The sequence below is a fragment of the Paralysiella testudinis genome, from assembly GCF_016894345.1.
Taxonomy (GTDB): Bacteria; Pseudomonadota; Gammaproteobacteria; order Burkholderiales; family Neisseriaceae; genus Paralysiella; species Paralysiella testudinis.
This window is the reverse complement of record NZ_CP069798.1, coordinates 1785428-1804643: the sequence shown is the minus strand read 5'-3', so window position 1 is coordinate 1804643 and position 19216 is coordinate 1785428. Positions and strand designations below refer to the sequence as shown.

Here is a 19216-nt window from a genome sequence, read left to right as displayed (position 1 = left end):
CGTTTAAAACTACGTCCTTATCAAAGTTGTTGTTCAGGTAGCCTGCGTGTTGGGCATGGTTGTCGGTGGTGATGTCGGTTTTAACCGCGACAATGGTTTCTGCTGCGGTTTTGCCGCTGCGCTGCTGTTGCCCGGCTTCATCGGTGATGATATTGCCATCTCTGATAAGTAAATGAGTAACTTTAATTATTATTCATCATCCCAATATGGAAACCAATTTTTAGATAAAAAAGTAATAAAAATAGTTATTCCCATAATAAATGTGATTGAACTTTTATTTAAAGAAAAATCAAATGTGAATAAACTTTTAAATAAATAGAACTCCAAAAATATTAATACAATAATAATCGGTTTAATGTATTTGAAGTTATTTTTAGTTACCCTATTATTTAAGATTTTTAAACATCCTATAGCTATGTGGGAATTTATGCTTACAAGCATATACCCTAATTGTTGAATTCCAACGAAATAAGTTGCAGGTGTATCATCTTTATATTTGATCATTTTTATATATTCATTAGGGCCTGTTCACAATTACTTGTCATAAAGGTAGCCACATCACAATGCACCCCAATAAAACCGTACTGTGGAAGTTGCGTTTCAGCTTATCGTAACGGCTGGCAATCGCTCGGAAATGTTTCAAACGGCAAAAGGCATTCTCTACCAAATGCCTGATTTTATATAAATACCAGTCCATGTCTTTATTTTTCTCTTCCCTATTGCTTTTATAGGGAATATTGGCTTTCGCACCGCTTTGCTCTATTTGCTCCCTGAGCCGGTCTGAATCGTAACCTTTGTCCGCATTAACCAACTCAGTTTCGGTAAGGTTGATGTTGTCAAGCAGCTCCGGTGCAACGGTGACATCATGGATATTGCCCGCAGTAACGATAACCTCAACCGGATTGCCTGCAGCATCTACAGCCAGATGAATCTTGCTGGTTCTGCCGCCTCGGCTCATACCGATTGCGCGATCCTCTTGCGCACTGAGCGCTGAGGCTGCGGCGCAGTGTTGGTGAGCACGGATATAACTGCCGTCTATGGCTACCCACTCCAAGTCACTCTCTTGGCTGAGCTGTTTCAAGATTGCAGTAAAAATGCCTTTTTCTGACCAACGGTTATAAGCGGTATAAACAGTATGATACTTGCCGAAATACTCGGGCAAATCCCGCCACGGTATGCCGGTTCTTATTCTGTAAAGTATGCCTTCAAGAATTCTGCGCAAATTGGGTTTGCTATAAATACCCAAATCACGCAGAATAGGTAACAGCTTCGTCCAATGTTCATCTTTGAGTAGTGTACGGGGCATCGCAGGTGTATTGGGGGGGGGTGAGAACTTTCTTTTATGCCTGCGTTTCTTTTTTATTCAAGGGTATGACAAGTAATTGTGAACAGACCCTAGTTCTTTCTACATTTTGTTTCTTATCCAAGGTGCCATTCCGGTAATTTATGTGTTTTTATTTTATTAAATTGGAAGTTAATTATTCAAACATTTCCATTAATTCATTTAATATATCAGCTCTCCAATCATCCTTATTGTGTATGATTGCTTTTTGTATTTTTAAATAAGATAATAATACATCTTCTCCATTAATTTGATCAATGCTATTTACAATTTCAAATGCTTCATGCGCGACTTCAAAATTACCTGTAATTATCCAGTCAACCGCTTTTTGAAATAATGGATTAGGAGGGTAATTTCTCAATGCATAAATTAGACTTCCTATCTTATTTTTATACAAAGGATTATCTATCAATTCTAGAATGATTGGATATATCTCAGGATTTCTCTCCTCCGCTAAATCTAAAATAATTTGAATTTTTTCATCAATAGAAATTAAATTATTGCTTATATTTCCAATAGTTTTTTTACTTAACATTTGGTTTTCCTAAATTAATCTATGCTTCCCATGCTGCTTTTGCCTCATTGGAATTGTCAATATCTTTTCCACCAAAATCTGTTTTTCCTTCTCGGTGCCACCATCGTTGAAATTCTTTGTCATTATAACCATACCATTTATCTCTATCTTTTTTGCTCCCTCCTCTCAACCCTGTTCCTTTTTCCCCTTTCGCTTGATTAGATTTTTTAGCATTCAAAATTGCTGTGCTACCTCCAGCACCGCTGGGTTTTATAAAATCATAAATATCTTTAGAAAGGTTGGTGGCAGCTGCTAAAAACTCCGTAGGATGAGCTGATTGAACACGAATTAAAGCATTTTCCCAACCCCAGTTAGGATTTTTGATTGCTTCTTTTTGGTAAAAATCAGCTTTTTGCAGAATCTGTTCATAAGTCAGTTCGGGGTAGTTTTTCCTGATTGTACTAATCAATATTTCTCGGTTATTTACATCATCATTATGAATTTTATGAAGAAATATTAAATCTCGTGTATCCCCTTTGGCTGCTTTACGTACAGCATCGGCTAGTTCTTTATCTTGCTGTTGATTTAATTTACGTGATTTTTCTGCTGCATTGTCTTTACACTCCTGTGTCTTACATCGTCCTCCCTGAAGAATCCCCACCCTCATGATTTAATTAAACAAACGCTCAAAATCCACTATAATCAACTGCAAGAAACCCCCAATCTACCCCAAAAACCTTGCAGTTATGAAGCCCAAACACACGGACAACCACCCCGACCTATTCCAATTACAGCTGTCCCAAATCATCAACATGAGCCACCCATTGGTTAAACTGGCGCATCAGATTAACTGGGACAGAATCGCCACCCAAATCGACACCGTCTACACCACCGGCCCCGGCCACCCGCCGCTACCCACCCGCCTTTTGGCCGGACTGCATTACCTCAAACACGCCTTTGACGAAAGCGATGAAAGCGTATTGGTACGCTGGCTGGAAAACCCCTACTGGCAATATTTTTGCGGCTACTCATTCCTACAGCACCAACTTCCCTACACCCCACCTCACTGGTCAAATGGCGCCGGCGGGTAGGAGATAAAGCCGAAGCCCTACTGATTGAAACACTGCGCACAGCCCAAGAAAGCGGTGCCATCCAACCCAGCGAATTTCACCACATCAACGTCGACACCACCGTACAAGAAAAGAACATCACCTTTCCCACAGACGCCAAGCTCTACCACAAAGCCCGGCAAGTATTGGTCAAAGCCGCTCAAGAGCACAATATTCCCTTACGCCAAAGCTATGCGCGCAGCGGCAAGAAAGCCTTCATCCTCAACAACCGCTATCGTCATGCCCGCCAATACAAACGTGCCAACAAAGCCTGCAAAACTTTAAAAAACTACCTTGGCCGCATCATTCGCGAACTGGAACGCAAAGGCAGCCAAACCGATCAAGCCCTACAAAGCCTATTGGATCGCGCCCGACTGATTTACCGACAACAAACCGGCGACACCAACAAAATCTACAGTTGGCATGAAACCGCAGTGCATTGCATCGGCAAAGGCAAAGCACACAAAAAATACGAATTCGGTAATTGTTTAGTCCCTGAATTTTATGGAGTATCATTACCCCAATTAAAAGAGACCGACTTATGGCAAGCATATTGCATGGTAACGCCAAGACTACGCCTAGAATCAGAAAAGAAATACAAGAGTCTGAAGAGAGCATCGCAGCGTTAGCTAAAAATACAATATTAATTTCAAAACCGTTCTCTACTGGAAACACGCAGATTCGGTCGAAGATAAAAAGTCCGGCCCCAAAACCCGCCCCAGCGTGTTGACCGAATCGGAGCAGCAGGCAATCTGTACCGTCCGGCGACATCTGCGGCTGTCATTGGACGAGCTGTATATCATCTTCAAGCCCAATATTCCAAAGCTGAGCCGCTCCAATCTGCACCGGTGCTTGCAACATCACGGATTGTCGCGCTTACCCAAGAATGAATCCGATGGCCAAAAAGGTAAAAAACATTCAAACAATATCCGGTTGGCTTTGTCCATATCGACATCACCGAGGTGCGTTGTGAAACCGGCAAGCTGTACCTGTTTGTCGCCATCGACCGCAAAACCAAATATGTTTATGCAGAACTTCATCCGCGTATGACGCAGAAAACCGCCGTTTCTTTTCTGCGCAACCTACAACAAGATTGTGTGTTTAAAATCACCCATATCCTAACGGACAACGGTGCGCAGTTTACCTACAACTTGCTGAGCCAAGCACAACGGCCTGATAAGGAGCATCCGTTTGACGAGCTTTGCCGGCATTTGGGCATTGAGCACCGTACCACGAAATTCCGTCATCCATGGACGAACGGGCAGGTGGAGATTACCAACAAGATGCTGAAAGAGGTAACGGTCAAACGCTTCCACTATGAGCATCCTGACGAACTTAAACGGCACTTGATGGTATTTTTGCTGTATTACAACCATCAACGCCCCTTACGGTCGTTGAAGTACAAAACGCCTTGGCAGGCTTTGGAAGATTGCTATAATCTAGAGCCTGAATTGTTTCGTGAAAATCCATTCCAGAAGATTATGGGTCTTAACATGACCAAGGATACCGGGGACATCAACAAAACGGATCGGGCAAGCCTATCATCCATCTGGTCGGTAAGATTCCGAAAACAGCGAGCCGCAGTATGAAAAGATGGATGAAACGCAGAGCAGCAATAGAACCGATAATAGGCCACTTAAAGGCGGATAACCGTATGGGCAGAAACCACCTGAAAGGGGAAGCAGGCAACCGTTTGAACCCGATTCTGGCTGCCGCTGCCTACAACCTGCGCAAATTACTGGCGTGGTTGTATTTTTGGCTTATGGGGTGGGTGGGAGAGAGTCGGGAAGAATGGATTCTTCAGGGGTGACTACATCGTAAAAATTCAGCTTCTATCGAAACCCATTGAACGGCAGTTAAATAATTATTCTCCACCGCATTCTGCGCCACCTGGCTGCCTGAAACCACATCCGCAGTATTACTTCCCCAACCGCACCCACAGACGCCCCACCCAGCCCGGTTATGCTGCTGACGGTGGCTTTCTGCTCCGCACTCAGTTTGTTCGGATTGTCCGTACCATACAGCCACTTCGCCATTTTGGGTGCCGCCGCTTCGGCTGTGCCCGCTGCAATGCCGGCGCTTAGGGCATCATTGCCGCCCGCTGCGGCGGTGGCTGCCGCCAATATGCCGTGTGCCAGTATATAGGCCGTTTGTTGCTCGCTGTTCAGTTTGCCGTTTGGGTTTTCTGCGGCCAGGTTTTTGAAGTAGTCGCCGATTTGCTGTGCTGCTGCCGGGCTCGCGGCTGCTGCGAGGGAGCCGCCCACGCTGTTGCTGGGGCTGTACAGGCCTGCGGCAACGGTATCCAGTGCCAAACCCAATCCTTGCAGGTTTTTCACTTGGCTGTCGTATTCGGCCTGCGATAATCGGCCCGCTTCGAGGTCGGCTTTGGCGGTGGTGATTTTGGTGTTGATCTCAGCTTTGGCGGCTTGACGGTTGGCATCAAACTGTTGGGTAACCTCGCGCTGCAGATCCAGCTCTTTCTGTACGCTGTCCTTATCAAAGTTATTCTTCAGGTAGCCTGCGTGTTGGCATGGTTGTCGGTGGTGATGTCGGTTTTAACCGCGACAATGGTTTCTGCTGCGGTTTTACCGCTGCGCTGTTGTTGCCCAGCCTCATCGGTGATGATGATGTTTTGTGTGTTAATACCGCTCTTGGTGCTGCTGCTTTGGCTGCCGCTGTCCGAGCCGTAGCCGATGGTTTTACCGGCACTGTTGCTTTGGCCGGCAGTCATTAAACCGGGTGTGCTGTTACTGCTGCCTTGACCAAGGTTGCTGCCGCCGACGGTGGCGCTGCCGCCGATACCGAAGCTTTCCCCTTTGTATTCGGCATGGTTGGCAATGTCGCTGTGGCTCAGGGTGCCGGTGCTGAAGCGGTTTTTACCCTCGGCTTCGGCTTGGGCGGTGCTGGTAATCAGGCCGCCTTTGAGGTCGGTATGCCCTTTGATGTTGATTTGGTAGCCGTCGTCTCCGGCCAAGATGCCGGATTGCTGACTCACCGCGGCATAGTCGGCGTTCATTTTACTTTGGCTGTAGTTGGCGCTGCCTGAAGCGCCGTAGCCTACGGTTATCTGGCCGCTGATGTTTTGTTGTTTGCTGTTGTATTGGGCGGTGTTCTGTAGGCTTTCGATGTTGAGCTCGGCCGCATCGATGCCCACGCCTTTGCCGATCACTTGGGCGCCTTTGATGTTGGTGGCGCCGCCGCTGTGGATGGTGGTGCGGCTGCCGGCATCGCCCACTTGGCTGTGCCGCCAGGTGGTTTCGTCGCCGTTGCCATGGCCTTTGCCGTAGTTGCCGCCGGCGGTAAAGCCGAAGGCCATACCGCTCTGGCCGTAGCTGACAGCCACCCCGGCATTAAAGCCTGTGGATTTGTTTTGGCTGTGTTCGCTGTGTTCTTGCCCGGCAGCCAGTAGGTTGACTTGATTGTCGGCCTGCAGGTGGGTGCCTTGTTTGCCAGCAATGTCGGCACCGATGATGTTGATGTCGGAATCTTTACCGCCGCCGGTGGCGCTGATGTTGACGGTGCCGCCGCCAATCACTTGGCTGGCTTGGGCTTGGTGGCCTTGAACTTGGGTTTGTTGGGTGTTCTTTTGCTGGCCGTAGGTAATAGAGACGCTGACATCTTGGCTAAGGGCTGCTTTGGGGTCTTTGGCAATGTCTGACAATGCGCCGACAGATCGATAGCCGTCCCAAGCGGCATTGGCCGCCGCCATGGCGTTGACGCGGTCGTTTTTGCTTTGGCCGATTTTGCCTGCGGCTTGGGCGGTGCCGATGGCACCTTGAACGGCATTAACCACGGGTACGTTAACGGCAACGGTGATGCCTTTTTGCTCGAAGGTGTGCTTGTGCTCGTTGGCGTAGTGGTTTTGGGCAGCGCTGATGTTGACGGCTTTGGCGTGGATGTCGACATTGCCTTGGTGGGCGGCAACGGTGGAGCCGGTTTGGGTGTAGGTGCCGCCGGCCACGATGGTGGTGTTGCCTTTGAGGCTACCTACGCTGCTGCCGCTGTGGATGAGGGTGGTGTCTGCGGTGTCGGTGGTGTCTTTTTGCTGCCGATAAACACGCCGATAGCGCCGGTACCCATGATGCCGGATTTTTGTATTGTGTAAGTTCAACTTGCTTGTTTTGACTGATTTGATTACAGGCAGCAATACTTAATCTGCGGTAGTTAATCCGCAGATTTTGGTGTTGCTTGTTGCTGACAATACCAATAATCATAGGCGCTTTAGTTTCAACATTTATGGTGTTTTTAACGGGTTACAGCCAAATGTCGGATTCAAGAATCCGACCTTGTATCTCTCAAGCGGTGAGTAAAACGCGTATTATTCCCGCCCCGTATGGCAGCAAACTGTATCCGACCCAAGTGCCCGACACTGAAATGTAGATAACACTGCCATACACCTCATCCTACAATCTGAATGGTATCCAAGTGCGCGGCAGCGCCCGCAAGACACTGCATAAATAAGGATAGATTATGATGAACTTCCAAGTATTGGGCATCGACATCAGCAAAAACAAATTAGATTGTGCTCTTATCCGCGACATTGGCAGCAGTAAAATCAAAACCAAAGCATTGCCAAACCACCTCCAAGGCTTTAACCAACTGACAGAATGGCTGTATAAAAACATCGGTGAAGACTTAAGCCTACTCAAAATTTTCATGGAAGCCACCGGCGTTTACCACGAAGCATTGGCAGAGTACCTGCATAACAAAGGCATCGCCGTTTATCTGCTTAATCCTGCCGACAGTGCCCATTATGCCAAATACGACAGCTTGCACAAAACCGATAAGGCTGATAGCCAGTCACTGGCCAGAGCCGGTATTGACCGCCTCATGCACCACAAAGTACGCCAATGGCAGCCTGCTGCACCCCACATCAAGCGGCTCAACGCACTACTAGCCCGTCTAGATGCGCTGCAAAGCGATGCTGCAGCGTGAAGACAACCGCATGGAGAAAGCCGGATTCAGCGCTGTTCCCGAAGCGGTCAGCCAGTCCATCAGCACCATGCAGACCAATTTGAAGCAGCAGATCGGCACCATCACACAGGAAATCGAACAACATATTGACCGGCATCCTGATTTGAAAAAGACCGTGCTTTACTGCGCAGCATACCCGGTGTAGGTGAAGTGGTTTCATTGCGCATGGTTGCGCTCTATCATAGCAAACATTTTACCTCCGCCTCGCAAATGGCTGCCTATTTGGGATTGGTGCCGAAAAAACGGGAATCCGGCAAACACAAAGGCAAAGCCATGCTTTCCAAGCGGGGCAGTTCGGTCATACGAGCTAAGTTGTATATGGCTGCGGTGGTTGCAAAAACGTGGAATCCGGATATTAACGCGCATTACCGCAGACTGAAAGCCAGAAACAAAACGGAAATGCAGACCATCGGCGCAGCGATGCGCCGCTTGGTACAGATTTGCTTTGGTGTGTTGAAGCACCAATGCGAATATCAGGCCAAAATAACCATTGCGGCTTGATGCGAGAGATGGTATCTACGCTTGCTAGGGACACATGCCCCGCCATTGCCTAGCTTTTCCGCGCCAACATCACCAACCTTTAGCTCCACAAACAACCAAGCCACACCAAGTGAGGCTTTGGTCAGCATGTGCCAGCTAATCAGGAATCCTCATCTGCTAAAACTTTGGGAAGGAATGCCTGTGCCCTTTGTTGGATGTAATTCCACTCCTCTGCAGTAAGAGGTATGTTTCGAGTGCCCGCATAAATTGTGTATTGTAGTTGCTTTTCATCAGTAACAGCAATTTCCATAAAAGGATTAATGCGATCTTCATCGTCATATACACATAAGTAAGGGTATGTTGAGCGTATATCGCCAACTTTTTCGAAAACAAGATTTAGTTCGTTCATTTCTGTAAACCTCGAAAACCAATAAATTCGCCAGAAGCGGTCCAACTGGCAGCTCTACCATCAGGTAATGTATAAGTCACCCAACCCTTCGGATCACGCCCACTTGCCCCTGATGTACGCACACCATTCGCCAAGATTTCATTCACATTTTTGCTGGCAAACTCATACCAATTCTCTAAATTAACATACAATAGACCAAGCCCTAGAGGTAATCGACCGAATCAATTCAAGTTGTACACGCAACCGATTCCAAGCCACACAAGCAGCATCTACAATCGCATCATAACCATCAAAGCATCGGTTCGATAAATCATGCTGCTTTAAATACTGCCATATCTGTTCAGACGGATTCAACTCCGGTGAATACGGCGGCAATTTCAGCATCGTCACGTTATGTAGGTTTAAATCGGCTTGATGCCATAAAGCGCCATCCATAACCACCACTGCATGACGACCCTCCGGTACTTCCTTGCTGATATGCTGCATATGTAGCTGCATGGCTTGCTTATTCACATACGGCAATACCAAACCCACACTGTTGCCGTTTGAGGGGCAGAATGCCCCAAATAAGTAGGCAGACTCAAATTGCTGTTGGCGTACGACCCTCGGCCTTTGGCCGCAATAGTGCCAAACCCGGGTGATGGATCCTTGCTGACCGATACGGGTTTCATCTTGAAACCAGATGTCTACGTCAGACAGCTCAATGTGTTCAGGCAGCACTGTCCGAACATGGTTTACGAAGTTTTTAAAATCATCCATTGCCTGCTGATCCGCTTTGGGATGCCGGCTGCGGGCAGATACCCAGCTGATGCCGATGCGGGACAATAAGCCGTAAATGCCTTTCGGTGTGTAGTCGGTATTAAAGTCTTCCTTGGCAATACGGGCAATATCAACAGCAGTCAGCCTGCCGCCGCCCCTTTGCTGTTGTTGTTCTACAATGGCTTGCTTAAAGGCTTCGATGTCTTTTTCGGCCAACAGGCTTTTGCGGCCTCTGCCGGGTTTGTCGTAGATGCTGTCCAGCCCATACAGCCAATAGTGCTTTCTGATGACGCTGATGCTTTGTTGATGATAGCCAAAGGTTTGTGCAATGCTGTCTAAGCTGTGACTCAAGCTTAGTTGATGCAGCATCAGCAATTTGATCCGCGCTCTCGGATTTGACTCTGTTTTGGACAGTTTCAAAAAATCATGATCAGTCAGCTGGTGTTTGCGGGGTGTTAGTTTGGGCATGGTGGTGTTTGGGGGAGTTTGGGCTTGGGTTCTATTGTATTGTATTTTGTAGAATTGGTATCATTTAGCTGTGCATCAGTGCGATAGACCGCCCGCAATTCGTCTGTGCTATTAAAGCCAAAATATTCAGGATGCTTGGTTGTCGCGCGCCCCGCATTTGTTAATGGTTGCCCCTTAAAGGGAGCCTCAGCCGATTGAAGAAGTGACTGACCTTCTGCTGATATAGCCCTTCCACTAACTATTGCCTGTTCTTTTTGAGCCAATTTAGCCAAATTATTCGGTGATTTCTCAGCCGTTCTCGCCAATTCAATAATTTCTTTAGCTGCCTTTAAATCTCCAGCCTCCTTTGCTGCTTTGTAGGCGCGGGTAAAGTCTCCGGCGTGTTTTAAAGTATCAGCCTGCTTCAAACCGGGCGCTGCTAAAATAATAGCAGTTGCATAATCGGCCAGCGTATCGGCTTCTTTAAAATCTTTTATCGTACCGACGATGGTTAAATCCGCCAAAACCGTTCTGGTCGCGTTTAATAATGCGGCTTCGCGCATAATCTGTTCAGGTGTCCAGCCTTCTGATAAGCGCAGTACGGCATCTGTATCGGAATACTCTTTTTTGTGTGCCGATGCTTTCTCTTTGTCACTCCATAGTTCCGGGTGTAACACTGGATCGAAATAGCCGGATGCTAGGCTGGCATTGGCTATATTGGCTTGTGCTTTCAAATTACGGCATGCGGCAGAGCTGGGTTGTTGGCAAGCCGCCAGAAGACGTAAATCTCTTTCTTGATCAAGCTTACGCAGATCCAAATAGCCTTTACATGCTTTACCAGCGCCTTTACTACATGCCCTATCTAATTCTACTAAACGGTTGACTTCTTTGGCAGACAGCCAGTTATTCTCCACCGCATTCTGCGCCACCTGGCTGCCTGAAACCACATCCGCAGTATTACTTCCCCCAACCGCACCCACAGCCGCCCCGCCCAACCCGGTTATGCTGCTGACGGTGGCTTTCTGCTCCGCACTCAGTTTGTTCGAATCGTCCGTACCATACAGCCACTTCGCCACTTTGGGCGCCGCCGCTTCCGCTGTGCCCGCCGCAATGCCGGCGCTTAGGGCATCATTGCCGCCCGCTGCGGCGGTGGCTGCCGCCAATATGCCGTATGCCAGTATATGGGCCGTTTGTTGCTCGCTGTTCAGTTTGCCGTTTGGGTTTTCTGCGGCCAGGTTTTTGAAGTAGTCGCCGATTTGCTGTGCTGCTGCCGGGCTCGCGGCTGCTGCGAGGGAGCCGCCCACGCTGTTGCTGGGGCTGTACAGGCCTGCGGCAACGGTATCCAGTGCCAAACCCAATCCTTGCAGGTTTTTCACTTGGCTGTCGTATTCGGCCTGCGATAATCGGCCCGCTTCGAGGTCGGCTTTGGCGGTGGTGATTTTGGTGTTGATCTCAGCTTTGGCGGCTTGACGGTTGGCATCAAACTGTTGGGTAACCTCGCGCTGCAGATCCAGCTCTTTCTGTACGCTGTCCTTATCAAAGTTATTCTTCAGGTAGCCTGCGTGTTGGGCATGCTTGTCGGTGGTGATGTCGGTTTTAACCGCGGCAATGGTTTCGGCTGCGGTTTTGCCGCTCAGTTCTTTTGCCCGGCTTCATCGGTGATGATGATGTTTTGTGTGTTAACACCGCTCTTGGTGGTGCTGCTTTGGCTGCCGCTGTCCGAGCCGTAGCCGATGGTTTTACCGGCACTGTTGCTTTGGCCGGCAGTCATTAAACCGGGTGTGCTGTTACTGCTGCCTTGACCAAGGCTGCTGCCGCTGACGGTGGCGCTGCCGCCGATACCGAAGCTTTCCCCTTTGTATTCGGCATGGTTGGCAATGTCGCTGTGGCTCAGGGTGCCGGTGCTGAAGCGGTTTTTACCCTCGGCTTCGGCTTGGGCGGTGCTGGTAATCAGGCCGCCTTTGAGGTCGGTATGCCCTTTGATGTTGATTTGGTAGCCGTCGTCTCCGGCCAAGATGCCGGATTGCTGACTCACCGCGGCATAGTCGGCGTTCATTTTACTTTGGCTGTAGTTGGCGCTGCCTGAAGCGCCGTAGCCTACGGTTATCTGGCCGCTGATGTTTTGTTGTTTGCTGTTGTATTGGGCGGTGTTCTGTAGGCTTTCGATGTTGAGCTCGGCCGCATCAATGCCCACGCCTTTGCCGATCGCTTGGGCGCCTTTGATGTTGGTGGCACCACCGCTGTGGATGGTGGTGCGGCTGCCGGCATCGCCCACTTGGCTGTGCCGCCAGGTGGTTTCGTCGCCGTTGCCATGGCCTTTGCCGTAGTTGCCGCCGGCGGTAAAGCCGAAGGCCATACCGCTCTGGCCGTAGCTGACAGCCACCCCGGCATTAAAGCCTGTGGATTTGTTTTGGCTGTGTTCGCTGTGTTCTTGCCCGGCAGCCAGTAGGTTGACTTGATTGTCGGCCTGCAGGTGGGTGCCTTGTTTGCCAGCAATGTCGGCACCGATGATGTTGATGTCGGAATCTTTACCGCCGCCGGTGGCGCTGATGTTGACGGTGCCGCCGCCAATCACTTGGCTGGCTTGGGCTTGGTGGCCTTGAACTTGGGTTTGTTGGGTGTTCTTTTGCTGGCCGTAGGTAATAGAGACGCTGACATCTTGGCTAAGGGCTGCTTTGGGGTCTTTGGCAATGTCTGACAATGCGCCGGCAGATCGATAGCCGTCCCAGGCGGCATTGGCCGCCGCCATGGCGTTGACGCGGTCGTTTTTGCTCTGACCGATTTTACCTGCGGCTTGGGCGGTGCCGATGGCACCTTGAACGGCATTAACCACGGGTACGTTAACGGCAACGGTGATGCCTTTTTGCTCGAAGGTGTGCTTGTGCTCGTTGGCGTAGTGGTTTTGGGCGGCGCTGATGTTGACGGCTTTGGCGTGGACGTCAACATTGCCTTGGTGGGCAGCAACGGTGGAGCCGGTTTGGGTGTAGGTGCCGCCGGCCACGATGGTGGTGTTGCCTTTGAGGCTACCTACGCTGCTGCCGCTGTGGATGAGGGTGGTGTCGGCGGTGTCGGTGGTGTCTTTTTGCTGCCGATAAATACGCCGATACCACCGGTGCCCATGATGCCGGATTTTTGTATTGTGTAAGTTCAACTTGCTTGTTTTGACTGATTTGATTACAGGCAGCAATACTTAATCTGCGGTAGTTAATCCGCATATTTGGGTGTTGCTTGTTGCTGACAATACCAATAATCATAGGGGTTTTAGTTTCAACATTTATGGTTTTTTAACAGGTTACAGCCAAATGTCGAATACAAGTATACGGCCTACGCTTGCTTTTAAGTACTGCCTCATCTTCTTTGGAATATTTCATGCCTATTTCCCAATTTTTATGAAGTTCTCAGATTTCATTATGCATATTTTTCCATCATCGCAATCACCGGTTTAAATACATCATCTTCCGAAAAATAAAGCTTCAATGTATCCAAAATATCGGTTTCATTTTGATCCGTGAAATGATGCACATTACCTCCCTTATCCAGCATCAGTTGCAAAATATCCAAACGCTCGGGCATACCGCCAATCATGCTCAAGGGAATTACACCATCTTGATTAGGTATATTGGGGTTAGCTCCTGCTTGCAACAAAGCCAACGCAGCCTCGGCATTTTTGCTGCGCATCGCATAATGCAGCGGTGTCATGCCGTAGCAATCTTGGGCATTGATGGGCACACCTTTTTTAATTAAGTATTCGATACTTTTCTTAGGAGGGATATTGGAATCAAAGCCTAAAAGATTTTTATGTAGCCAATTCCAATTTTCAGTTTGAGAAACCTCTAATACATTGCGATTATTCTCAAAAAATAGCTTATCAACTTGTACTAAATCACCTGCATCAAATGCACTTAACAGTTCAACGCCAATATGCGTCTTAATATCCATAATCATTTACCTGTTTTCTGGAAATTTTTCATATCAATAATAATTTTGTCCAAATCACCCACTCCCGGTTTTTCAAACCGGCCACTTCTGTTTTCGCTTCTGTTCTGAATAATGAACTTTTCCGGGCGTGAATTAACGTAGGCATCAAATTGCTTCTGGCTCATGCCTACGGGCTACTCACCTTGACTTGTTTGCCGTCTTTCAGCACCAAATAATTGCTTGAAGCAACGCCTTGCGGATTTAAGCGCTGTAAAATCGGCAGGCCATCGGTTTATGCTTGCTAAGCAATATAACCTTGCTTATAGAATATGATAAATCCATGTAAGCAAGCCAAAAAGTATTGGAATAACAAATCCACCGTATCGATAAAAAATTTCTTTTAGTTTTGATACTTTATTGTTTTCAATAAAATAAATCAGCTTATCATCTTCATGTATATAAGTTTCTGATACTGATTTAAATGTTTCTAAGTTATCACCTCTAACTCTAGTACCGTCATTTAACACTGAAGATATGGCAAGTAATATGGCAATTACGTTATCATCTGTAGTATTTGCCCATAATTCATTGTTTTTATAAAATAAAACTATATTTTCATCTTCAGGAGAATAAAAGAAGCTAAATTGACCTTTATTATCCAATTGCTCCTGTAAAGAAAATTGATTTATCAAAATATTTTTAAAATATCAAAATTATAAAGCGCCTTGTCTTTATCATCGCATTTCGTGGTATTTATTAATGAAATATGATAGCCCATCATTTTTCCTTTTCCGAAGTATTACCCAGCTGACGTAACCCATTAATAGTAACTCCTGCTCCTGAATTTAATTTGAGAGTATTGGTTACACCTTTCCTTGGAACATAAATAATTCTAATTCCGGTTGTGCCAAATTGTTTATTGTATTTAGTTACATGAGAATTCCACTGTCCCTGTGTAGTTAAATCAGACCAAACGCCGGTTCCTTTCCAACTCATATCTGGTTGAAGTCCCGTAGACTTATTAGCACCTTTAAAATAACTACTAGTAGAATTTGATAACTTAGAAGCTTTACCATTTGCTTCACCTAGCAAAACTCCTGTATTTCTATGAATTTTTGTACCAGTTGTAGCAGGGTTCCTTGTAATATTATTTAAATCCCTCGCTGCTTGATTGGCAGCTTTCGATGCTTGAGCAACATCCTTGCCAATAATAACCGATTGTTTCACTGAATTGCCTGCTCTATATGCTTGTAAGCCAGCTGATGCACCAGCAGGGACAAATGGAACTGCCGTCGCTCCTCCATCATAAACTAACCCAGCAGCATCAATGGCGGCAGACCAATAATTCCCTTCATTTACATTATATGTAAATGAAGCTACACCAATTCCTACATTCGCTACATCCCATACAGTTTCAAGCGCATTATTCTCGACCGCATTCTGCGCCACCCGGCTGCCTGAAACCGCATCCGTCGCAGTATTACTTCCCCCAACCGCACCCACAGCCGCCCCACCCAGCCCGGTTATGCTGCTGACGGTGGCTTTCTGCTCCGCACTCAGTTTGTTCGGATCATCGGTGCCGTACAGCCACTTGGCCACTTTGGGTGCCGCCGCTTCCGCTGAGCCCGCCGCAATGCCGGCGCTTAAGGCATCATTGCCACCCGCCGCAGCTATCGAGGCGGCCAGTATGCCGTGTGCCAGTATATGCGCGGTTTGTTGCTCTGTGTTCAGTTGGCCGTTTGGATTTTCTGCGGCCAGGTTTTTGAAGTAGGCGCCGATTTGCTGTGCCGCTGCCGGGCTTGCCGCGGCTGCGAGGGAGCCGCCCACGCTGTTGCTCGGGCTGTACAGGCCTGCGGCAACGGTATCCAGTGCCAAACCCAATCCTTGCAGGTTTTTCACTTGGCTGTTGTATTCCCCCTGCGATAATCTGCCCGCTGCCTACAAACCTGCGCAAATTGCTGGCATGGTTGTATTTTTGGTTTTTGGGGTGGGTGAGGGAAGAATTTTTCAGGGATAATCACCCATACAGGCTAAGCTTGCTGCATATATTAATTCAGACAGCAGAGATAATAATAACCATCAACTGTTATATCTACCTATTAGGAGATTCAGCATCTCCAATATTTATTAATATCCTTTTTCTTTAAGGCATTTATAGAAATCATCATAATTTTTATTCATAGTCGTATTATCCATGCAATAATCATAAGCCTTTGATTTTTGATCTGACATAGAAAAGCCATTATTCCAAAAGTGAGTAATTGTATTCATGCAACCGGATAGTAGAAAAATCATAATTAATGAAATATAGTATTTGATAATATTCATATTTATTGCCTTTTTCATATTCATTTAATATTCGGTTTAATAAGCGTTGGTAATGAAGGATTATCCATGTTATTTATTGGGTTCCATTTATCACCAAACTCTTTTAAATATTTATTTTTAATAGGATTGCCAGTCAATTGACCTTTTCCATCAATATAATTTCCATTACTGTTTTTCAAGTATTGGGATGGAATTTCCCTAAAATAACTACTATGCGAATACAGGAACCACTTGTTTTCTACTCCGCCAGTGGGTTCATTTCCGCCAACCGCATATTTACTGCGTAAAAGAAGCAACGGGCTGCGCCCAACAAAATCGGTGTAATGCACTGCCGAATATGTACCACTGCCGTATTGCGTTTCCCTACCATCCGGATTTTTGACGGTATAACTATATTGGTTTTTATCAGCTAGCTGGTTGGCGTAATCCTGTACATTAGTAGCAGTACCATAGAAACGGGATTCCCGAATGGGTATCTCGGTTAACCCGTTTCGATTGGCATTTTGCAGGGTAACGCTTGCGGTCATGCCACCCCGACTATGATTGCTCAAGTCAATTTGATAATTATTCTGTTTTGCATATTTATACAATTCCAGATTTGCTTTTTCTGCATTGGTTAAAGGCAAACGCCCTCCTGTAAGATCGTTTATTTTGTCATATAGTGCATAGATGCCTTCTGATAATGGGTTGGAGGTAGGCGGGTTGTAAACCGTAATAATGCCATCGGCTGCGGTCTGCCAAGTGTTCTGTTTGACCGCATTTTTTAAGGCATCATTCAGGGGGTTCAAAATACCGGGATTGGATATAGTCAGTACACCGGTAGATTCTCCCGGTTTCAGTCCTGTAATATCAAAGATTTGCCGTTTGTCGCCAATTTGTACACGGGTTGTGTCAATATCGCCATCACGGTTATAAATGGGTCGGTTTGTTTTGTCATCAAATGATTTATCCGAGCAATATAATGAATCCTGTTGGCATTTAACCAACCAAATTTGTTTGGGTGCGGTTGCCGCTCTACGAGCTGGGTCTGCAGCCACTGCTGCACCAACATATTTTACGGCATCGGGATTACCCCAGCCATACAACGCTCCTAATGCCAAATCCGTATAAAAAGCAGTTTTTTCCCATTTATTGGCTTCTGCTTCCAATACCAAAGACTCTTGGGTGTTATAGCCATTTTTTCCGTCGATATAGTTGCCTTTTCTAATTTCGGTGGCTTGTTGCCGTTTGGTGTCTACGACCTCATAGATTTTTTGCTTAACACCTTGTCGGGTTTTATCAAACTGTTGGGTAACCTCGCGCTGCAGATCCAGCTCTTTCTGTACGCTGTCCTTATCAAAGTTGTTGTTCAGGTAGCCTGCGTGTTGGGCATGCTTGTCGGTGCTGATGTCGGTTTTAACCGCGGCAATGGTTTCGGCTGCGGTTTTGCCGCTCAGTTCTTTTTGCCCGGCTTCATCGGTGATGATGAGGTTGGCGGTGTTGATGCCGCTGCCGGTGCTGCTGCTTTGGCTGCCGCTGTCCGAGCCGTAGCCGATGGTTTTACCGGCACTGTTGCTTTGGCCGGCAGTCATTAAACCGGGTGTGCTGTTACTGCTGCCTTGACCAAGGTTGCTGCCGCCGACGGTGGCGCTGCCGCCGATACCGAAGCTTTCCCCTTTGTATTCGGCATGGTTGGCAATGTCGCTGTGGCTCAGGGTGCCGGTGCTGAAGCGGTTTTTACCCTCGGCTTCGGCTTGGGCGGTGCTGGTAATCAGGCCGCCTTTGAGGTCGGTATGCCCTTTGATGTTGATTTGGTAGCCGTCGTCTCCGGCCAAGATGCCGGATTGCTGACTCACCGCGGCATAGTCGGCGTTCATTTTACTTTGGCTGTAGTTGGCGCTGCCTGAAGCGCCGTAGCCTACGGTTATCTGGCCGCTGATGTTTTGTTGTTTGCTGTTGTATTGGGCGGTGTTCTGTAGGCTTTCGATGTTGAGCTCGGCCGCATCGATGCCCACGCCTTTGCCGATCACTTGGGCGCCTTTGATGTTGGTGGCGCCGCCGCTGTGGATGGTGGTGCGGCTGCCGGCATCGCCCACTTGGCTGTGCCGCCAGGTGGTTTCGTCGCCGTTGCCATGGCCTTTGCCGTAGTTGCCGCCGGCGGTAAAGCCGAAGGCCATACCGCTCTGGCCGTAGCTGACAGCCACCCCGGCATTAAAGCCTGTGGATTTGTTTTGGCTGTGTTCGCTGTGTTCTTGCCCGGCAGCCAGTAGGTTGACTTGATTGTCGGCCTGCAGGTGGGTGCCTTGTTTGCCAGCAATGTCGGCACCGATGATGTTGATGTCGGAATCTTTACCGCCGCCGGTGGCGCTGATGTTGACGGTGCCGCCGCCAATCACTTGGCTGGCTTGGGCTTGGTGGCCTTGAACTTGGGTTTGTTGGGTGTTCTTTTGCTGGCCGTAGGTAATAGAGACGCTGACATCTTGGCTAAGGGCTGCTTTGGGATCTTTGGCAATGTCTGACAATGCGCCGGCAGATCGATAGCCGTCCCAGGCGGCATTGGCCGCCGCCATGGCGTTGACGCGGTCGTTTTTGCTCTGACCGATTTTACCTGCGGCTTGGGCGGTGCCGATGGCACCTTGAACGGCATTAACCACGGGTACGTTAACGGCAACGGTGATGCCTTTTTGCTCGAAGGTGTGCTTGTGCTCGTTGGCGTAGTGGTTTTGGGCGGCGCTGATGTTGACGGCTTTGGCGTGGACGTCAACATTGCCTTGGTGGGCAGCAACGGTGGAGCCGGTTTGGGTGTAGGTGCCGCCGGCCACGATGGTGGTGTTGCCTTTGAGGCTACCTACGCTGCTGCCGCTGTGGATGAGGGTGGTGTCTGCGGTGTCGGTGGTGTCTTTTTTGCTGCCGATAAACACGCCGATAGCGCCGGTACCCATGATGCCGGATTTTTT

The 19216-nt window shown here is 48.0% G+C and carries 23 protein-coding genes and 1 pseudogene; 8 read left to right on the top strand and 16 right to left on the bottom strand.

Translation table 11 applies throughout. The features are described 5' to 3' along the window. The first annotated feature begins 46 nt into the window (after nt 1-46). A complete protein-coding gene (locus JQU52_RS14710) occupies nt 47-172 on the top strand; it encodes a hypothetical protein (RefSeq protein ID WP_268866612.1) in 126 nt (41 codons plus the stop codon). Between the two features lie 17 nt (nt 173-189). On the opposite strand, the gene JQU52_RS09310 is transcribed toward JQU52_RS14710, so the two are convergent. The 4 genes from JQU52_RS09310 to JQU52_RS09295 form a co-directional block, all read right to left on the bottom strand. Then, nucleotides 190-504: a hypothetical protein gene (locus JQU52_RS09310; RefSeq protein ID WP_230338226.1), complete on the bottom strand. Its 315-nt coding sequence runs from the start codon at nt 502-504 to the stop codon at nt 190-192. Between the two features lie 37 nt (nt 505-541). Further along, nucleotides 542-1306, bottom strand: coding sequence for an IS5 family transposase (locus JQU52_RS09305; RefSeq protein WP_230338225.1), 765 nt, complete (start codon nt 1304-1306; stop codon nt 542-544). A gap of 172 nt (nt 1307-1478) precedes the next feature. Then, the gene (locus JQU52_RS09300; RefSeq protein ID WP_230338224.1) at nt 1479-1877 is read right to left on the bottom strand and encodes a hypothetical protein; all 399 of its coding nucleotides are present in this window, start codon (nt 1875-1877) and stop codon (nt 1479-1481) included. A 19-nt stretch (nt 1878-1896) separates the two neighbouring features. Further along, nucleotides 1897-2523, bottom strand: a complete 627-nt coding sequence (locus tag JQU52_RS09295) for a hypothetical protein (protein WP_230338223.1) — start codon at nt 2521-2523, stop codon at nt 1897-1899. Nucleotides 2524-2602: 79 nt separating this feature from the next. On the opposite strand from JQU52_RS09295, the gene JQU52_RS09290 reads away from it, so the two are divergent. From JQU52_RS09290 to JQU52_RS09275, 4 genes and pseudogenes are all read left to right on the top strand, one after another. After that, nucleotides 2603-2947, top strand: a complete 345-nt coding sequence (locus JQU52_RS09290; RefSeq protein ID WP_230338222.1) for a transposase — start codon at nt 2603-2605, stop codon at nt 2945-2947. Continuing rightward, a complete protein-coding gene (locus JQU52_RS09285) occupies nt 2875-3594 on the top strand; it encodes a hypothetical protein (RefSeq protein ID WP_230338221.1) in 720 nt (239 codons plus the stop codon). Before JQU52_RS09290 ends, JQU52_RS09285 begins: the two co-directional genes overlap by 73 nt. Nucleotides 3595-3912: 318 nt before the next feature. Further along, nucleotides 3913-4554, top strand: coding sequence for a DDE-type integrase/transposase/recombinase (locus tag JQU52_RS09280; RefSeq protein WP_328301411.1), 642 nt, complete (start codon nt 3913-3915; stop codon nt 4552-4554). Further along, nucleotides 4554-4775, top strand: a pseudogene (locus JQU52_RS09275) (transposase); the annotation flags it as partial. The gene JQU52_RS09280 and the pseudogene JQU52_RS09275, both read left to right, overlap by 1 nt. Here the strand turns inward: JQU52_RS09275 and JQU52_RS14875 are convergent. From JQU52_RS14875 to JQU52_RS09265, 3 genes are all read right to left on the bottom strand, one after another. Beyond that, nucleotides 4766-4873, bottom strand: a complete 108-nt coding sequence (locus tag JQU52_RS14875) for a VENN motif pre-toxin domain-containing protein (protein WP_407947593.1) — start codon at nt 4871-4873, stop codon at nt 4766-4768. The pseudogene JQU52_RS09275 and the gene JQU52_RS14875 sit on opposite strands and share 10 nt — an antisense overlap. Next, the gene (locus tag JQU52_RS09270; protein WP_230338219.1) at nt 4822-5301 is read right to left on the bottom strand and encodes a hypothetical protein; all 480 of its coding nucleotides are present in this window, start codon (nt 5299-5301) and stop codon (nt 4822-4824) included. The genes JQU52_RS14875 and JQU52_RS09270 overlap by 52 nt, the downstream gene beginning before the upstream one ends. Nucleotides 5302-5474: 173 nt before the next feature. Next, on the bottom strand, nt 5475-7076 hold the full coding sequence (locus JQU52_RS09265; protein WP_230338218.1) for a hemagglutinin repeat-containing protein: 1602 nt from the start codon (nt 7074-7076) through the stop codon (nt 5475-5477). A 359-nt stretch (nt 7077-7435) separates the two neighbouring features. Here JQU52_RS09265 and JQU52_RS09260 point away from each other — a divergent pair, with 359 nt between their 5' ends. Genes JQU52_RS09260 through JQU52_RS09250 form a run of 3 tightly spaced genes read left to right on the top strand, consistent with a single transcriptional unit; the run spans nt 7436 to nt 8440 of the window. Beyond that, on the top strand, nt 7436-7900 hold the full coding sequence (locus tag JQU52_RS09260; RefSeq protein ID WP_230338217.1) for an IS110 family transposase: 465 nt from the start codon (nt 7436-7438) through the stop codon (nt 7898-7900). Beyond that, entirely contained in the window at nt 7887-8084 is a 198-nt protein-coding gene (locus JQU52_RS09255; RefSeq protein ID WP_230338216.1) for a hypothetical protein, read from the top strand. Before JQU52_RS09260 ends, JQU52_RS09255 begins: the two co-directional genes overlap by 14 nt. Nucleotides 8085-8104: 20 nt before the next feature. After that, nucleotides 8105-8440 (top strand): transposase, encoded by a 336-nt coding sequence (locus JQU52_RS09250; protein WP_230338027.1) that lies wholly within the window; start codon nt 8105-8107, stop codon nt 8438-8440. A 139-nt stretch (nt 8441-8579) separates the two neighbouring features. Here the strand turns inward: JQU52_RS09250 and JQU52_RS09245 are convergent, their stop codons facing one another. The 9 genes from JQU52_RS09245 to JQU52_RS09205 all read right to left on the bottom strand — a co-directional run bounded on the left by JQU52_RS09245 (nt 8580) and on the right by JQU52_RS09205 (nt 19201). After that, complete coding sequence (locus JQU52_RS09245) at nt 8580-8828, bottom strand: hypothetical protein (RefSeq protein ID WP_230338215.1); 249 nt, start codon at nt 8826-8828, stop codon at nt 8580-8582. Nucleotides 8829-9008: 180 nt separating this feature from the next. Further along, nucleotides 9009-10055, bottom strand: a complete 1047-nt coding sequence (locus JQU52_RS09240) for an IS630 family transposase (RefSeq protein ID WP_230338214.1) — start codon at nt 10053-10055, stop codon at nt 9009-9011. After that, nucleotides 10043-11386: a VENN motif pre-toxin domain-containing protein gene (locus tag JQU52_RS09235; RefSeq protein WP_230338213.1), complete on the bottom strand. Its 1344-nt coding sequence runs from the start codon at nt 11384-11386 to the stop codon at nt 10043-10045. Before JQU52_RS09235 ends, JQU52_RS09240 begins: the two co-directional genes overlap by 13 nt. A 281-nt stretch (nt 11387-11667) precedes the next feature. Beyond that, complete coding sequence (locus JQU52_RS09230) at nt 11668-13185, bottom strand: hemagglutinin repeat-containing protein (RefSeq protein WP_230338212.1); 1518 nt, start codon at nt 13183-13185, stop codon at nt 11668-11670. Nucleotides 13186-13442: 257 nt separating this feature from the next. Then, nucleotides 13443-13979 (bottom strand): ankyrin repeat domain-containing protein, encoded by a 537-nt coding sequence (locus JQU52_RS09225; RefSeq protein WP_230338211.1) that lies wholly within the window; start codon nt 13977-13979, stop codon nt 13443-13445. Continuing rightward, nucleotides 13976-14137 carry an HNH/ENDO VII family nuclease gene (locus JQU52_RS09220; RefSeq protein ID WP_230338210.1) on the bottom strand — a complete coding sequence of 54 codons (162 nt, stop codon included), beginning with the start codon at nt 14135-14137 and terminating at the stop codon, nt 13976-13978. The genes JQU52_RS09225 and JQU52_RS09220 overlap by 4 nt, the downstream gene beginning before the upstream one ends. Nucleotides 14138-14272: 135 nt before the next feature. Next, on the bottom strand, nt 14273-14614 hold the full coding sequence (locus JQU52_RS09215; protein WP_230338209.1) for a hypothetical protein: 342 nt from the start codon (nt 14612-14614) through the stop codon (nt 14273-14275). A 115-nt stretch (nt 14615-14729) separates the two neighbouring features. Further along, nucleotides 14730-15827, bottom strand: coding sequence for a VENN motif pre-toxin domain-containing protein (locus JQU52_RS09210; RefSeq protein ID WP_230338208.1), 1098 nt, complete (start codon nt 15825-15827; stop codon nt 14730-14732). A 473-nt stretch (nt 15828-16300) separates the two neighbouring features. Further along, entirely contained in the window at nt 16301-19201 is a 2901-nt protein-coding gene (locus JQU52_RS09205; RefSeq protein ID WP_230338207.1) for a hemagglutinin repeat-containing protein, read from the bottom strand. Nucleotides 19202-19216: the final 15 nt, after the last annotated feature.

Coding starts and splice junctions, on each gene's coding strand:
- JQU52_RS09225 (WP_230338211.1), bottom strand. CDS start 13,979: ATGATTATGGATATTAAGACGCATATTGGCGTTGAACTGTTAAGTGCA.
- JQU52_RS09250 (WP_230338027.1), top strand. CDS start 8,105: ATGGTTGCGCTCTATCATAGCAAACATTTTACCTCCGCCTCGCAAATG.
- JQU52_RS09240 (WP_230338214.1), bottom strand. CDS start 10,055: ATGCCCAAACTAACACCCCGCAAACACCAGCTGACTGATCATGATTTT.
- JQU52_RS09310 (WP_230338226.1), bottom strand. CDS start 504: ATGATCAAATATAAAGATGATACACCTGCAACTTATTTCGTTGGAATT.
- JQU52_RS09290 (WP_230338222.1), top strand. CDS start 2,603: ATGAAGCCCAAACACACGGACAACCACCCCGACCTATTCCAATTACAG.
- JQU52_RS09305 (WP_230338225.1), bottom strand. CDS start 1,306: ATGCCCCGTACACTACTCAAAGATGAACATTGGACGAAGCTGTTACCT.
- JQU52_RS09255 (WP_230338216.1), top strand. CDS start 7,887: ATGCTGCAGCGTGAAGACAACCGCATGGAGAAAGCCGGATTCAGCGCT.
- JQU52_RS09260 (WP_230338217.1), top strand. CDS start 7,436: ATGATGAACTTCCAAGTATTGGGCATCGACATCAGCAAAAACAAATTA.
- JQU52_RS09295 (WP_230338223.1), bottom strand. CDS start 2,523: ATGAGGGTGGGGATTCTTCAGGGAGGACGATGTAAGACACAGGAGTGT.
- JQU52_RS09220 (WP_230338210.1), bottom strand. CDS start 14,137: ATGAGCCAGAAGCAATTTGATGCCTACGTTAATTCACGCCCGGAAAAG.
- JQU52_RS09300 (WP_230338224.1), bottom strand. CDS start 1,877: ATGTTAAGTAAAAAAACTATTGGAAATATAAGCAATAATTTAATTTCT.
- JQU52_RS09245 (WP_230338215.1), bottom strand. CDS start 8,828: ATGAACGAACTAAATCTTGTTTTCGAAAAAGTTGGCGATATACGCTCA.
- JQU52_RS09205 (WP_230338207.1), bottom strand. CDS start 19,201: ATGGGTACCGGCGCTATCGGCGTGTTTATCGGCAGCAAAAAAGACACC.